Genomic DNA, 14,821 nt, shown 5'->3' with positions numbered 1-14,821 from the left:
AATTTTTAATCAACTTACACATATGACATCTGCCATTCTTCTATCTATTTTATTATTTGCAGTAACCTATCTTATTGTTCGCCGAAAACAGCAGCAGCGGCGGTTCAGCCGTCGGGTTGGCATCACCGTACATTATATGTTTCAGGAACGCCCCGGCCAGTATAGTGGTGACCGGCGTGCACGGAGCGGTGTCTTTGTATTCAAGGCCGAGCGCATTGATGAACAGCTCAAGAATATTGTGATCCGTCGCGTAAAACCGCTGCATACTGCACTGGATGTTAATCTTGAACAGATTTTGGTGATCCCTTTTGCCCATGCGGACACTAGACATGCCGATGTTTCGGTACGTTTTAAAGTCATCAAACGGGGGGCGAATATTGAAGACTTGCGGGGAAAGCGTGTAAACATTTCGGGTGTGCTGAATTTTGAACAGGGACGGCCCGAACCCTTTGTAGCCTCGTTACCCATCACGGATGTGTATCAGCGTACAACGGTTTGATTGTTACATAGGAAGCGTGGGCGTGAAATTTTTGCTTCCTATGTAAATGAGCTGTATTTTAGTGTGTTAATGATTATGTTTCACGTGGATTTAGCGATAAGAGGTTATGTTAGTATTTCGCTAACAATTTATTAATTTGCAACTCTGTCCGATATTGAGTACTTTTGTTACTCATTTTGTTGCTAAACCATGCTGGACTCACTGATTACCTCCAAAACCAGACTAAAACTGCTGATCAAGTTTTTTATATCGGCAAGCAACCGTGGTTATCTGCGCGGTCTGGCAGATGAATTCAAGGAATCCACCAATGCCATCCGTAAGGAGCTGAATCAATTGACGGATGCCGGTTACCTGATCCGCGAAGACAATGAACATAAGATTTTTTACCGCGCCAATACGAGGCACTCGCTTTATGCATCCTTACAGGGGCTGATTCATAATTTTTTGGGTATAGAAACGTTTGTGGATAAAGTGCTGGAGCGTGCCGGGGATGTACGGGAGGTAGCCTTGCTGGGCGATTATGCGCAAGGGATCGATTCAGGGCATATTGAGGTCTTGGTGCGTGGTGAATCGCTAAATAAAGATTATTTAAGCCAAGCGGCAGCCAAAGCTGGCACAATACTTGGTAAGAAGGTGTCCGTATACACAGAATTGCCTGAAAAGCCGCAGGGCGTGATTGTACTCTATCAAAAAGAGGACAGTGTCCCGATGGAAAAGAGTGAATAGAAAAATATAATAAAATCTAACTGGAATACTATCAAATGAAAGAAATCAAAAAAATAACTTGTATCGGTGCAGGTTATGTAGGTGGTCCTACCATGTCGGTCATTGCACAGAAAAATCCAAATGTGGTTGTTACAGTCGTCGATCTCAATCAGGCACGTATCGATGCCTGGAATGATACAGATCTTGATAAACTGCCCGTTTACGAGCCGGGACTCGATGCTGTAGTTGCGGAGGCACGTGGACGCAATCTTTTCTTTTCTACGGATGTCGAGAAAGCCATTGATGAGGCCGACATGATTTTTATTTCAGTTAATACGCCGACTAAGACCTATGGTAAGGGAAAAGGGCAGGCCGCAGACCTTAAATATATTGAGCTATGTGCCCGTCAGATTGCCGCGGTGGCTAAGAATGACAAGATTGTTGTTGAAAAATCCACTTTACCCGTACGTACTGCGGCGGCATTAAAGAGTATTTTGGATAATACAGGTAATGGGGTCAATTTTCATATTCTGTCGAATCCGGAGTTTTTGGCCGAAGGTACTGCCATTACCGATTTACACCATCCAGACCGTGTATTGATCGGTGGTGAAGATGCCGAAGCGATCGAATCTTTGGTCAAAGTATATGAGGCCTGGGTACCGCGTGAGCGTATCCTGACCACCAACCTGTGGTCTTCAGAATTGTCTAAGCTTGTGGCAAATGCCTTTTTGGCTCAACGCGTATCCTCTATTAACGCCATTTCGGAATTATGTGAAGTCACAGGTGCCAATGTGGATGAGGTGGCTCGTGCCATTGGTCAGGATAGCCGTATTGGTCCGAAATTTTTAAAAGCATCTGTCGGTTTTGGTGGGTCTTGTTTTCAAAAAGATATTTTAAATTTAGTTTATATTGCGCGATCATACAACCTCACCGCTGTAGCCGATTACTGGGAGCAGGTGATTATATTGAACGATCATCAGAAAGCACGTTTTGCGGAGAATATTATCCAGACGATGTATAACACAGTCAATGGTAAGAAGATCGCGTTTTTGGGTTGGGCATTTAAGAAAGACACCAATGATACCCGGGAGTCTGCGGCTATCTATGTAGCGGATCATTTGTTGGAAGAGGAGGCCCATGTGGTGGTTTATGATCCAAAAGTACCTGCCGAGCAAGTGTACAAAGATTTGGATTATTTGGGCACACGTTCGCCAGAAGAAAACCGTCGTTTGGTCACAGTGATCAATGATCCTTATGAAGCACTTCAAGGTGCACATGCTGTTGCAGTATTGACAGAATGGGATGAGTTTAAAGGATACGACTGGGCCAAGATCAAAGAGGATATGAAAAAACCAGCTTTTGTTTTTGACGGGCGCAAAATATTGGATCGTTCTCAATTGACGACACTTGGGTTCGACTATTATGCTATTGGTGAATAGTTATAAAGGTTTAATTGAAGTCCAGGTCATCTTTCCGATAGAAGCCATGCCGGCTGGCTAGTATGCACATTGTCGGCGTTGTATTCAGGCGGCTAAAGTCGATGGTGTAAAAAGGGGTTGTTAATGATGATTAGATTAATCCAATAAAATGTAATATGAAGACCTTGATCTTGGCGGCATGTTATGCCACACGCCTATGTACAGCATCAGACTTACCTTTAATTCAAACTGCTATTGACCAACGTTGTCATTATGATGCGCCCGGTAATTTGGCAGCGTGGCTTTGTCAGCGCAGTACGGTGTACGTTGGGCCTATTAACGGAAAGAGGTATGATATCGGCGATTTAGCAGCTTATGAATTTGCGCAAAAAGAATTTGGAGAATTAGTAAAAACAACTCATGAACTATAAGAAAATATTGGTAACCGGAGCCGCGGGATTTATCGGCTTTCATCTGTGTAAACGTTTAGCGGACCAAGGAAATGTTGTCGTAGGTTTAGATAATATCAATGATTATTATGATGTTAATTTAAAGTATGCACGACTGCATGAATTGGGGATAGATCGTTCGGAAGCTGAACAATTTAACCATAAAGTGACTTCGAGTATTCATAGTAACTTGACGTTTTTGCGGATGAATTTAGAGGACAGAGAGCAATTACCAACACTTTTTCAAGAAGAATCTTTTGATGCTGTTGTCAATCTGGCCGCACAAGCTGGCGTCCGCTATAGTTTGGAAAATCCAATGGCTTATGTTGACAGCAATATTGTTGGATTTGTCAATATTTTAGAATGCTGCCGACATCACAAGATCGGACATTTAGTTTATGCATCGAGTTCATCCGTATACGGAGAAAATGGCAAGGTACCTTTTTCTGAGGATGACCGTGTTGATTATCCAGTAAGTCTATATGCTGCTACAAAAAAAGCCAATGAGTTGATGGCGCACACATATAGCCATCTTTATCAAATCCCGACATCAGGACTGCGTTTTTTTACAGTATATGGACCATGGGGTAGACCAGATATGGCTCCAATATTATTTGCTTCAGCCATTACTGAAGATCGTCCAATCAAAGTGTTTAATAACGGTCAAATGAGCCGTGATTTTACTTATATTGATGACATTGTCCAAGGAATCATTATTACCCTAAATAACCCGCCAACAATGGATCATGGACAAGCATATTATCAAGTTTTTAATATCGGAAATGGCTCGCCCGTATCTTTAATGGAATTTATAGAAACGTTGGAGATCAATTTAGGTAAAGTTGCAGATAAAAATATGCTACCAATGCAGCCCGGTGATGTGCCAAGAACTTGGGCTGACACTGAACACTTGAATGCACTAGGGTATCACAGTACTACACCGATAAAATCCGGAGTAGCTGAATTTGTAAAATGGTATAATAATTACGTGAAATAGATATATGTTCAAAACGGTTTTAATCACTGGGGGAGCTGGATTTATTGGTTCTCATGTAGTACGTGAATTTGTTAATAAATATTCAGATTATCAAATTATCAATCTCGATGCATTGACTTATGCTGGTAATTTGGAAAATCTGAAAGATATTGAAAGTAAATCTAACTATACTTTCGTTAAAGCTGATATTACAAATGCAGCTGAAATGATAAAGATTTTTGAGCAATATCAACCTGATGGCGTTATTCATTTGGCTGCCGAGTCACATGTTGACAGGTCGATTACAGATCCCACTGCTTTTGTAATGACCAATGTCATTGGAACGGTAAATTTATTAAATGCTGCCCGTCATATTTGGAAAGATAATTTTGAAGGAAAGCGTTTTCATCATGTATCTACTGATGAAGTTTATGGCACATTAGGTGAGTCAGGACTATTTACTGAGTCAACTTCGTATGATCCGCATTCACCGTATTCGGCTTCGAAGGCTTCATCAGATCATTTTGTTCGTGCTTATCATGATACCTATGAATTGCCTGTAGTTTTGACCAATTGTTCTAATAATTACGGACCAAACCACTTTCCTGAAAAATTGATCCCGCTTTGTATCCACAATATTTTAAATGGTAAACCGCTTCCGATCTATGGGGATGGCAAGTATACCAGAGATTGGTTGTTCGTAATAGATCACGCAAAAGCAATTGATTTAGTTTTTCATAATGGGAAAGAGGGTGCATCTTATAACGTAGGAGGATTTAATGAGTGGCAAAATATTGATTTGGTAAAAGAACTTTGCAAGCAAATGGATCAAAAATTAGATCGTGAACAAGGTACCTCGGAACAGTTGATTACTTATGTTAAAGATCGTCCTGGCCACGACCTACGCTATGCTATTGATGCAACTAAAATAAACCAAGAATTGGGATATAGGCCGTCAGTAACTTTTGAAGAAGGCTTGTCTTTAACGATCGATTGGTTTTTAAATAACCAGTCTTGGTTGGAGAATGTTACTTCGGGAGATTACCAGAATTATTATAATAAACAATATAGTAAATAGTACAGCATGAAAGCGACAGAAACAAAGTTAAAAGGCTGTTTTATTTTAGAGCCTACGAAATACGGTGATAGTAGAGGGTACTTTTTTGAAAGCTTTAACGAGCGCACCTTTAATTTATTGACAGGAACCGACACGCATTTCGTGCAGGACAACCAATCTTTTTCCACTAGAGGAGTATTAAGAGGTTTACATGCACAGGCAGGTGAACATGCACAGGCTAAGTTGGTTCGCGTGCTCGAAGGAGAAGTATTGGATGTTGCGGTAGATGTCCGGGAAGGGTCAGCAACTTTCGGTCAACATGTTGGGGTTGTTTTATCTAAGGAAAACAATCTACAACTTTTTGTGCCAAGAGGTTTTCTACATGGTTTTGTTGTGTTAAGTGAAACAGCGACGTTTTTCTATAAATGTGACAATTTTTATAATAAAGAGTCTGAATGTGGTGTACATCCACTTGACCAAGATCTTGCTGTTGATTGGCAGCTTCCTGTAGCGGAATTGTTGCTTTCAGATAAAGATAAGGAGGCATTAAGTTTTAAAGAAGTTTTTGGAGCAAAAGGCTAAAAAAGATGAAGATACTAGTTACAGGAGCCTACGGGCAATTGGGGTCAGAAATCAAGGACCTTAGTGTACAATATGCTGATGAGGTATTTGTTTTCGTTGATCGGGAAGAAATGCCATTGGATGATTTAACGAAAGTTCTAGCGGTTGTAGAATCAGTCAATCCAGATCTTATTGTAAGCGGTGGGGCTTATACCGCTGTTGATAAAGCCGAATCCGAAGCTGAATTGGTGGATGTTATCAATCATCAAGCTGTTGCGGCAATGGCCAAATGGACAAAGGTTAATAACAAAAAGCTTATTCATATTTCTACCGATTATGTGTTTCAGGGAAACAGTAGCACCCCTCTAAAGGAAGATGAACCTACTGATCCGATCAATATCTATGGTCTGACCAAACAAAAGGGAGAACAAGCGATAGCAGAATCTGAGGCGGATGCCATTATTATTCGTACAGCTTGGGTGTATTCAAGCTACGGAGCCAATTTTGTGAAGACCATGATTCGCTTAATGACGGAGCGTGATGAGATTTCCGTTATTGCAGATCAAATAGGTTCACCTACTTACGCTAGAGATTTAGCAAGGGCAATCATGGTAATAGCTCATAGTGACAAATGGGCGAAAGGTATTTTTCACTTTTCAAATGAAGGCGAAATATCTTGGTTTGACTTTGCTGTTGCGATCCGTGATATTAAGCACTTAGATTGTAAAATTCATCCAATTGCGACCGAACAGTATCCAACACCGGCCAGGCGACCGAAATATTCTCTATTAGATAAAACAAAGATCAAGACTACATTTGATGTGAATGTGCCGGCATGGAAGCAAAGCTTATCTGAGATGTTAGTAAAACTTGAAGAGAAATAAACGAAAATAAATCAAGAACGAAAAAACATGAAAGGAATAATTTTAGCGGGGGGATCCGGTACACGTTTACATCCCTTGACTTTGGCTGTTTCTAAGCAATTGATGCCAGTGTATGATAAGCCGATGATTTATTACCCATTATCAACATTGATGCTTGCCGGTATTAGTGAAATATTAATTATTTCGACACCTCAAGATTTACCCAACTTTCATAAACTCTTGGGAGATGGATCCCAGATCGGATGTAAATTCTATTATAAGGAACAGCCTGCTCCAGATGGATTGGCACAAGCTTTCATTTTGGGGGAAGAATTTATAGGTGATGATAAAGTAGCTTTGATCTTAGGCGATAATATTTTTTATGGGTCAGGTATGTCGAAGCTATTGCAGTCATGTGCAGATCCCGATGGAGGATGTGTATTTGCATATCAAGTTCATGATCCAGAGCGCTATGGTGTGGTAGAGTTTGATGACGAAAATAATGTCGTTTCTATTGAGGAAAAACCCAAAGAGCCAAAGTCAAATTATGCTGTCCCAGGACTTTATTTTTATGACAATGACGTTGTAAGAATTGCAAAGAATATCAAGCCTTCTGGACGTGGTGAGTTGGAAATTACAGATGTGAATAGGGAATATTTAGAACAAGGTAGGTTGAAAGTGGGGATATTTGATCGTGGTACAGCCTGGTTGGATACGGGGACTATTCAGTCTTTAATGCAGGCTAGCCAATTTGTGCAGGTTATTGAGGAACGTCAAGGAATGAAAATTGGAGCCATTGAAGAGGTCGCTTATAGAATGGGCTACATTGACAAGGATCAGCTTATCAAAATTGCAGAGCCTTTAAGAAAAAGTGGATATGGTGATTATTTATTAAAAGTTGTTTGGAATGGATAAACGACCTTCCATTTTAAAAAATTCAATATTTCTATTTATCAGGATGATAGTCACTCTGCTGGTTTCTTTGTATACCGTCAGAGTATTATTAGAGGTTTTAGGTATAGTAGATTATGGTATATATAATCTAGTTTATGGAGTTATTACAGGAATTAGTTTCGTGAGTATATCTTTAGCTACGGCGGCACAAAGATTTATGTCGCACGATATGGGCTTGAAAAAATTTAGGAGACTCAGTTTTACTTTTTCCACTATATTCAATCTCTTTTTTATTTTTGGTTTAGTTGTTGGCTTTGTGATGTTTTCGTTTGGTTCTCAAATTGTGCATCAAATAAACATCCCAATAAATCGAATAGATGCAGCGTTGCGTTTGTTGCAGATAACTTCTGTCACTTTCTTTTTTACTCTTATCGTTATTCCATTAAATGCTTTGATAATTTCATATGAGAAAATGAAATTTTTTTCATACTTGACAATATTTGATGTGACGGCTAAACTACTCGTTATCTACTTGTTACAAGTAATATCTTATGACCCATTAGTACTCTATGGGCTATTTCTGCTTCTAATATCATGTCTAAATTTTTTAATTTATGCTCTATTTGTTAAATATTCTCTAAAAGATATAAAATATTTTAGGACGATAGTTAGATCTAGGTTCACGGAAATATTTAATTTCTTTAAATGGAGTTTATTTGGATCTTTAACGACTGTAGCTAATGATCAAGGTGTAAATATCGTGTTAAATTTATTCTTTGGCCCAGCTATTACTGGAAGTAGAGCTATAGCGAATCGAGTCGTGAATGTCTTAAGTCAGCTGAGTAATACCGTTTTTATTGCGGTATCTCCGCAAATTGTTAAATCTTTTGCAGCGAAAGACTTTGATTATACACGTAAGTTAATTCTAGGAAGCTCAAAGCTTACTTTATACCTTATTCTTTTAGTCGTAATTCCGCTTTACATTAATATGGAGTTTATCCTGAAGTTATGGCTCAAAACAATATCGCCAGATATTATAATATTTACTCAAGCGTCGATGTTTTTTGTGCTTTTGTCATGTTTAGAAAACCCCCTCACGCAGCTAGTAAGAGCATATGGCGAAATAAAAACATATCAAATAGCAGTAGGTATGATTACCTTATTGATTATTCCAATAGCTTATTTATTTTTTTATTACGGAGCTAAACCAATTGTGATAGTTTGGATTATGAATATAATTTATTTTATAGCACTTTTCATTCGTATTTACATAGTTAATCTATATCTTAAGATAAATGTACGCTCCTATATTTGGGAAATAATAATCAAGACTATTATTATCTCATCCGTTCCAATAATTATTCATCATTTATTTATTAGCCAAAGGGATTTAATTATATCTTGGATATTTAGATTAGTTGAAGTGGTAGCTTTTAATATTTTATTTATTATTTTGGTCTTTTTAGTTGGATTGAGTGCATATGAAAGGGGAAATATAGTACGATTTTTTAGGAATAAATTAAGATGAAGATCAGTAAACTAACTTCGATTTATTTTTTTGTGCTATTGGTGGCAGCATTAGGTTCTATGTATTTTAGATACTTTTGGGATATAAGACCCTATCTGAGTATTTTAGCAGCGCTAGTTTCTGTTATATATTGTAACATTCTACCAAATAGTTTTAATCGAATAAAAAATTGTAATGTTTTACCTGTACTGCTTTTTCTTGTTTTAAGATGTTATTTGTCTATCGATGAAAATGTCAATGGCATAATATTCTGTTTTTCCGAAATTATTATCGTTACTTTTTTTATTTTATTAAAAGATGACCTTAAGTCACAGTTTTTAGATTATTTCGCGAAAAAATTTGCCATTATACTTGGTATATCTCTTTTTGGTTGGTTTTTGTTTTTATTACGTGTAAGTCTTCCTCATGATATACTTATTTATGGTGACAAGGGGGCTTATCAATATGAAAACTATTATGTATTCTTGAAAATATTCAATCAATATTCTTTGGAAGTTTTCCCTCGCTTTCAGGGACTTTTTTTAGAACCTGGTCATTTAGGATTGTGTTTACCTTTCTTCCTCTATATATATAAGTTTGACTTCAAGAATAACAAATTTTTATATATTTTTCTAATCTCTATTATATTATCTTTTTCTTTAGCAGCATATGTTTTGGTTTTTTTAGCTTTCTTTTTTATAAAAATATCAAACATTAAAAGTTTTGTCAATTTGTTATTGTTAGGTTCTATAGGTCTAGTAGTTATTTTATCGGTTGGATCAGGGGATGATAATGTATTTAATAGGTTAATCTTATCTCGATTAGAGGTCGAGGATGGTACGGTGGCAGGAGATAATAGAACAAACCAAATATTTGATCGGAATTTTGATGAATTTTCAAAATCATCAAAACTGTTTGCAGGTGTGGGAAGTGTGGAGTATACTTCATATGAATGGAAAAAGGGAGCTGCTGGATACAAAGTTTTTATATTTAAATATGGATTGATTGGTCTAGTATTACTAGCAAGTTTTTATATTTCTGTCTGGCGAAAAAACCGTTTAAATTACTATTCGACAGTTCTTTTTTTATTATTTGTATTAAATTTTTACCAACGTGAGTATGCATATTGGTTAATATCTATTTTGATTTTTATATCTGCTATTTCTAATTTTAAAATTTATGTTGAACATGGTAAGCATAATTAATATCCTATTTATTTTGAACTCTTCTTCAAAACATGCGGGATCAAATAAATCTTTTTTAAATATAATTTTAAATTTAGATAAGTCTAAATTTACTCCTATTGTCGTTATTCCTAATAATGGTGAAATTTGTAATATATTCGATGAATATGGAATCAAATATCATATTATTAGTTATTTTCAAGATATTTATCCTTATAGAGAAGGCCTAATTAGGACTCTCTTATTCCCTTTGAATATTCTACGATTTAGATTTACTAATTACAAGGCACAAAGGGAAATTGAAAGTATATCTTATAAGTTCAAGATTGATATAATACATACAAATGTAGGAACTATACATTTTGGCTATCGTGCAAGTTTAAAATGTGCTATTCCGCATATATGGCACCTTAGAGAATATCAAGATTTGGATTTTAATTTTAAACCATTTCCATCCATGTCGGTTTTTAAGAACCTTCTTAAGGTTAACAGTTATAATATAGCAATTTCGAAAGATATTTATAACTATTTCGAATTGAGTAGTTTGAATAGTATCGTAATTTATAACGGTATAAAGAACATTAAGGAAAGAATATTTAACCATTATAAAGACAATTATTTTTTATACGCTGGACGACTAGAAATTAACAAGGGAATTCTTGATCTATTGGAGGTTTTTAAAAATTTTAAAGACGAAAGTAATAGTAGTATTAAGTTATTTATCGCAGGTGATACAAAAAACACTTCTTTTAAAAGAAAGCTGGAAGATTTTTTAAATAAAAACAATTTGTCGAGTAGTGTTTGTTTTTTAGGCATGAGAGATGATATTGATAAGCTTATGCAGAATGCTAAAGCACTTATTGTCCCATCACGTAGTGAAGGGTTTGGAAGGATCACTGTAGAAGCATTATTTAATGGCTGTCTAGTAATTGGATATGATAATGCTGGGACATCGGAGATTTTAAGAGGTAAGAATTATGGCTTCCTCTATAAAAGTCAATTAGAATTAATTCAATATTTGAGAAGGTTTGATAATGATGAAGTCGATTACGTAAAATTGATTAATGAAGCTCATCAAGATGTAATTCAATATTCGAATGAGCAATACATAGAGAAAATACAAAATACTTATATAAATATAATAATGCAAAAACCTTGTAAGTATGAATAATAAAAAAGCTAGAATTATCGCCCTCTATCTACCACAATTTCATCCAATAGAAGAAAATAATAGATGGTGGGGTAAAGGATTTACAGAATGGACGAATGTTGGAAAGGCAAGGCCTTTATTTAAAGGCCATTATCAGCCAAAAGTTCCTTCAGATTTAGGTTATTATGATCTTAGATACCCGGAAATAAGACAACAGCAAGCGGACTTAGCAAAGGATGCCGGTATAGAGGGCTTTTGTTACTGGCAGTATTATTTTGGCGACGGCAAGATGCTCCTAGAGAAACCTTTTGAAGATGTATTAAATTTGGGAAAACCTGATTTCCCATTTTGCTTAGCTTGGGCTAACCACTCTTGGTCAAATAAAACTTGGCAGAAAAGTCGATCGGTGCTTCAATCAGATGGTTTACTGATGGAGCAACTATATGCTGGTAAAAAGCAGTATGAAGAACATTTTTATTATAATTTAAAAGCGTTTAAAGACAAAAGGTATATTACAGTTGATGGAAAGCCAGTGTTTCTCGTTTTTGATCCACATGCAATTCCTGACCCTAAAGTATTTATTGCCACCTGGAATGAACTTGCCTTAGAGAATGGTTTACCAGGTATACATTTTGTAGGTATACAGAGTAGCTTATCTGGCTTCTATTATGATAGTCAGCATAAGAGAGTAAATTATATTCCGAAAAAGAACGAACCAGCAACATCTCGCTATAAAGGTGTCTTAGAACTCGGTTTCGATGCTGTTAACTCTAGGGGGCTTTTCAGAGCCGAATTGAACGTCAAAGGTATAAAAGCAAAGATTTTAAAATATTGTTCTAGAAAATTGAATCTCAATTACATTGATGTTTACAAATACAAGGATATTATAAAACATTTATATGTTGAAGAGGATAAGTGGAATAATGTCTATCCGACTTTATTGCCAAATTGGGATAGAACTCCCCGGAGTGGAAAAGCAGCTATTATTTATCATGATAGCACTCCTGATTTATTCGAGCAACATTTAAAAAAAGCATTAGAGTTGGTGAAAAATAAAGATGAAGATAAAAAGTTGTTATTTCTTATGTCCTGGAATGAATGGGCTGAAGGGAATTACGTTGAACCGGATTTGAGATACGGTACAGGATATCTCGATGTTATAAAAAGAAATATTTTTAAGTGATGAAAATAAAAATTGCTTTTTTGTCTTCTTATTTACCTAAAAAGGGCCCAGTTAAGGTATTGTTAGAGAAGATCAAACACATAGATTATAGTAAGTTCGAGGTTTATATTTATACTTTTAAGAATGAGATTGACCACTCGTATTTAGACGAATTTATAAAATTTCCGGTCAATATAACTCAAATCAAGCAAGGAGGAAAATTTAATATCTTAAAAAAAGCGAAGGTGCTTCAAAAGGAATTAGATGAAAAAGGAATTGAAATAGTTCATTCACATTGTTTGCCAACGCTGTTTATTAGTGTTTTATTAAAGAGAAAGGTTAGGTTTAACACAGTTCATATTTACCCAGGAATTCAACTAAAAAAGAAAAAAGGCGGTTTGATTGGTGGAGTTGTAAATACTCTTAATAAAATGGCATTACGTAAGATTGAATATCCAATTTGTTGTTCACGAAGTATAAGTGAAGAGTTTAAAAACAATGATAATCTAGATTTCCCCTATATCCAGAACGGTGTTAGTAAGATTAATTATCCATATACAGATAGAAATGTGATTTGTCAACAGCTCGGATTAGATCCTTCGTACAGGTATTTCATTTCCTTTGGACGTTTTTCAAAGGAAAAGAATTTCCAATTTTTGATTGAAGCATTTAAAAATATTTCCGATAAAAAGTTCAGATTGATAATACTTGGTGATGGACCATTATATCCTACATTAAAATTGGAGGAAACAGAGTCCATAATTATTCCTGGATTTAAGGAAAATATTTATGATTATCTGTTTATTTCAGACTATTACACTTCTTCGTCTATAACGGAGGGACTTCCCATGTCAGTTTTAGAAGCGATGTCCATGAAAAAACCAGTGCTGCTATCCGATATTGCTCCTCATAAAGAAATTTTAATAGAAGATGGAGCTGGATTATCATATTCATTAAATAATTCTGACGATTTTAAAAAGAAAATTGAAACGTTTAAAGATCTAAGCTATAATGATATGTCGGATGCATCTTATCTTTTATTTAAATCAAACTTTTCATCTGAAATTATGTCGAAGAGGTATCAGAGGCTTTATTTTGCAGTTTATAATGATAAATTCTAATATATGAGTAATTATAGTTTAAAAGAGCGTCTAATAGCTAAGTCGTTATCTAAATTGCCTGGAATTAAAGCAATATTAAAAGATATTTATGTTAGAGTAAATTCTATAATATATAAGGCTCCATATAAATCGTGGATTAATCATGAGCTTGTAAATGAAATTTCTTCCGTAGTTGAACTTGAGAAAGGTCAAGAGGCATTTTTCGGATATTATGACAAATATCCAATGAATAATTCAGGCTGGGTAATAAATCACCTTAGTAGAGGTGATACAAAGTACGATACGGTAAAAGGTGTGAGAGTAGAAATTATTTTGGTTAATATATTTACTAAAGAGGTTATTAGTATCGGTAGCTCTTTAGCATACACTTGGCAGCAGGGGACAAGAGCTCAATGGATAGATGACGACAGACTAATATATAATGATTATCAACTTGAAAATAATTGTTTCATAGCTAATATATATTCTTTGTCTAAAAGAAGTATTATTAAAACTATGCTCTATCCTGTTCAGGATTCTTCGAGCAAAGGTTTTTATCTCTCTCTCAATTATAAGAGATTGATGGCTACAACAAAAGATTATGGCTATAAAGTTGGTAAAGATCTTAGTAAAGAAGAATTATTAAATATTGAAAATGACGGCATTATTTTAATCAATTTTGACGATGAAGAACAAAAGATCTTACATTCTCTAAAAGATATCGCATCTTTGGGAAATCCAAAATATTCATATGGAACTATACATACAGTAAATCATATTATGCTCAATGATTCTGGAACAGGTTTTATTTTTATTCATCGATACTTTGATAAAGGTATTAGACATGATCGATTAATTTATTCTAATTTTGATAAAATAAGCGTATTAGCTGACGAGAATATGGTGAGTCATTGTGCATGGTTAGATGATAGCAATATTGTGGGGTATTTAAGGTATAATAATATTGATGCGTATTATCAAATAAATATTAATTCCCTCAAAATTGAAGCTGTTAGTGGAATGAACGATAATAAAGTTGGCGATGGCCATCCAGCACCTGATAAAGATTTTATAGTTTTTGACTCCTATCCTGATAAATCTCGGCTTCAATCTCTTTTTTTATTTGATAGATCAAAAATGACTTGCGATAAATTAGCTAGTGTGTACCAAAGTACAACATTTAAAGGTCCTTCTCGCTGCGATCTGCATCCCCGTTTCAATATCGAGGATAAAATCATTTTTTTTGACTCTGTGTTTAATGGATCGCGTAATCAATATTATATTAAATTAAAATAG

15 protein-coding genes are annotated in these 14,821 nt (G+C 35.4%); all 15 read left to right on the top strand.

Translation table 11 applies throughout. The annotated features are described in order from the left end of the window. The first annotated feature begins 22 nt into the window (after positions 1–22). Positions 23–499, top strand: a complete 477-nt coding sequence (locus FGL37_RS06855) for a hypothetical protein (RefSeq protein WP_028069352.1) — start codon at positions 23–25, stop codon at positions 497–499. Between the two features lie 189 nt (positions 500–688). Further along, positions 689–1,225, top strand: a complete 537-nt coding sequence (locus FGL37_RS06850) for a hypothetical protein (protein ID WP_028069351.1) — start codon at positions 689–691, stop codon at positions 1,223–1,225. A 35-nt stretch (positions 1,226–1,260) separates the two neighbouring features. After that, positions 1,261–2,643: a nucleotide sugar dehydrogenase gene (locus FGL37_RS06845; protein WP_028069350.1), complete on the top strand. Its 1,383-nt coding sequence runs from the start codon at positions 1,261–1,263 to the stop codon at positions 2,641–2,643. A gap of 155 nt (positions 2,644–2,798) precedes the next feature. Then, positions 2,799–3,053 (top strand): hypothetical protein, encoded by a 255-nt coding sequence (locus FGL37_RS06840; RefSeq protein WP_028069349.1) that lies wholly within the window; start codon positions 2,799–2,801, stop codon positions 3,051–3,053. Beyond that, complete coding sequence (locus FGL37_RS06835) at positions 3,043–4,068, top strand: NAD-dependent epimerase (protein ID WP_028069348.1); 1,026 nt, start codon at positions 3,043–3,045, stop codon at positions 4,066–4,068. The genes FGL37_RS06840 and FGL37_RS06835 overlap by 11 nt, the downstream gene beginning before the upstream one ends. Before the next feature lie 4 nt (positions 4,069–4,072). Next, a complete protein-coding gene (rfbB, locus tag FGL37_RS06830; protein ID WP_028069347.1) occupies positions 4,073–5,125 on the top strand; it encodes a dTDP-glucose 4,6-dehydratase in 1,053 nt (350 codons plus the stop codon). A 6-nt stretch (positions 5,126–5,131) separates the two neighbouring features. After that, positions 5,132–5,686: a dTDP-4-dehydrorhamnose 3,5-epimerase gene (gene rfbC / locus FGL37_RS06825; RefSeq protein ID WP_028069346.1), complete on the top strand. Its 555-nt coding sequence runs from the start codon at positions 5,132–5,134 to the stop codon at positions 5,684–5,686. A 5-nt stretch (positions 5,687–5,691) separates the two neighbouring features. Further along, a complete protein-coding gene (rfbD, locus tag FGL37_RS06820) occupies positions 5,692–6,549 on the top strand; it encodes a dTDP-4-dehydrorhamnose reductase (RefSeq protein WP_028069345.1) in 858 nt (285 codons plus the stop codon). Positions 6,550–6,576: 27 nt separating this feature from the next. Continuing rightward, on the top strand, positions 6,577–7,443 hold the full coding sequence (gene rfbA / locus FGL37_RS06815) for a glucose-1-phosphate thymidylyltransferase RfbA (RefSeq protein WP_028069344.1): 867 nt from the start codon (positions 6,577–6,579) through the stop codon (positions 7,441–7,443). Further along, positions 7,436–8,950: a lipopolysaccharide biosynthesis protein gene (locus tag FGL37_RS06810; RefSeq protein WP_028069343.1), complete on the top strand. Its 1,515-nt coding sequence runs from the start codon at positions 7,436–7,438 to the stop codon at positions 8,948–8,950. Before rfbA ends, FGL37_RS06810 begins: the two co-directional genes overlap by 8 nt. Beyond that, positions 8,947–10,134, top strand: coding sequence for a hypothetical protein (locus FGL37_RS06805; RefSeq protein WP_028069342.1), 1,188 nt, complete (start codon positions 8,947–8,949; stop codon positions 10,132–10,134). The genes FGL37_RS06810 and FGL37_RS06805 overlap by 4 nt, the downstream gene beginning before the upstream one ends. Further along, complete coding sequence (locus FGL37_RS06800; RefSeq protein ID WP_160169478.1) at positions 10,118–11,284, top strand: glycosyltransferase family 4 protein; 1,167 nt, start codon at positions 10,118–10,120, stop codon at positions 11,282–11,284. Before FGL37_RS06805 ends, FGL37_RS06800 begins: the two co-directional genes overlap by 17 nt. Beyond that, positions 11,277–12,446, top strand: a complete 1,170-nt coding sequence (locus tag FGL37_RS06795) for a glycoside hydrolase family 99-like domain-containing protein (RefSeq protein WP_028069340.1) — start codon at positions 11,277–11,279, stop codon at positions 12,444–12,446. The genes FGL37_RS06800 and FGL37_RS06795 overlap by 8 nt, the downstream gene beginning before the upstream one ends. Next, the gene (locus FGL37_RS06790) at positions 12,446–13,546 is read left to right on the top strand and encodes a glycosyltransferase (RefSeq protein ID WP_028069339.1); all 1,101 of its coding nucleotides are present in this window, start codon (positions 12,446–12,448) and stop codon (positions 13,544–13,546) included. The genes FGL37_RS06795 and FGL37_RS06790 overlap by 1 nt, the downstream gene beginning before the upstream one ends. A gap of 3 nt (positions 13,547–13,549) precedes the next feature. Next, a complete protein-coding gene (locus tag FGL37_RS06785; RefSeq protein WP_028069338.1) occupies positions 13,550–14,821 on the top strand; it encodes a hypothetical protein in 1,272 nt (423 codons plus the stop codon).

The sequence above is a fragment of the Sphingobacterium thalpophilum genome (assembly GCF_901482695.1).
GTDB classification, from domain to species: Bacteria; Bacteroidota; Bacteroidia; order Sphingobacteriales; family Sphingobacteriaceae; genus Sphingobacterium; species Sphingobacterium thalpophilum.
This window is presented reverse-complemented; position numbering and strand designations above follow the sequence as displayed.

What these genes read in the sequence shown, in the direction of transcription:
- FGL37_RS06850 (WP_028069351.1), top strand. Translation starts at nt 689, where the DNA reads ATGCTGGACTCACTGATTACCTCCAAAACCAGACTAAAACTGCTGATC.
- rfbC (WP_028069346.1), top strand. Translation starts at nt 5,132, where the DNA reads ATGAAAGCGACAGAAACAAAGTTAAAAGGCTGTTTTATTTTAGAGCCT.
- FGL37_RS06855 (WP_028069352.1), top strand. Translation starts at nt 23, where the DNA reads ATGACATCTGCCATTCTTCTATCTATTTTATTATTTGCAGTAACCTAT.
- FGL37_RS06845 (WP_028069350.1), top strand. Translation starts at nt 1,261, where the DNA reads ATGAAAGAAATCAAAAAAATAACTTGTATCGGTGCAGGTTATGTAGGT.
- rfbA (WP_028069344.1), top strand. Translation starts at nt 6,577, where the DNA reads ATGAAAGGAATAATTTTAGCGGGGGGATCCGGTACACGTTTACATCCC.
- FGL37_RS06785 (WP_028069338.1), top strand. Translation starts at nt 13,550, where the DNA reads ATGAGTAATTATAGTTTAAAAGAGCGTCTAATAGCTAAGTCGTTATCT.
- FGL37_RS06805 (WP_028069342.1), top strand. Translation starts at nt 8,947, where the DNA reads ATGAAGATCAGTAAACTAACTTCGATTTATTTTTTTGTGCTATTGGTG.
- FGL37_RS06835 (WP_028069348.1), top strand. Translation starts at nt 3,043, where the DNA reads ATGAACTATAAGAAAATATTGGTAACCGGAGCCGCGGGATTTATCGGC.
- FGL37_RS06840 (WP_028069349.1), top strand. Translation starts at nt 2,799, where the DNA reads ATGAAGACCTTGATCTTGGCGGCATGTTATGCCACACGCCTATGTACA.
- rfbD (WP_028069345.1), top strand. Translation starts at nt 5,692, where the DNA reads ATGAAGATACTAGTTACAGGAGCCTACGGGCAATTGGGGTCAGAAATC.
- rfbB (WP_028069347.1), top strand. Translation starts at nt 4,073, where the DNA reads ATGTTCAAAACGGTTTTAATCACTGGGGGAGCTGGATTTATTGGTTCT.
- FGL37_RS06800 (WP_160169478.1), top strand. Translation starts at nt 10,118, where the DNA reads ATGGTAAGCATAATTAATATCCTATTTATTTTGAACTCTTCTTCAAAA.
- FGL37_RS06795 (WP_028069340.1), top strand. Translation starts at nt 11,277, where the DNA reads ATGAATAATAAAAAAGCTAGAATTATCGCCCTCTATCTACCACAATTT.
- FGL37_RS06790 (WP_028069339.1), top strand. Translation starts at nt 12,446, where the DNA reads ATGAAAATAAAAATTGCTTTTTTGTCTTCTTATTTACCTAAAAAGGGC.
- FGL37_RS06810 (WP_028069343.1), top strand. Translation starts at nt 7,436, where the DNA reads ATGGATAAACGACCTTCCATTTTAAAAAATTCAATATTTCTATTTATC.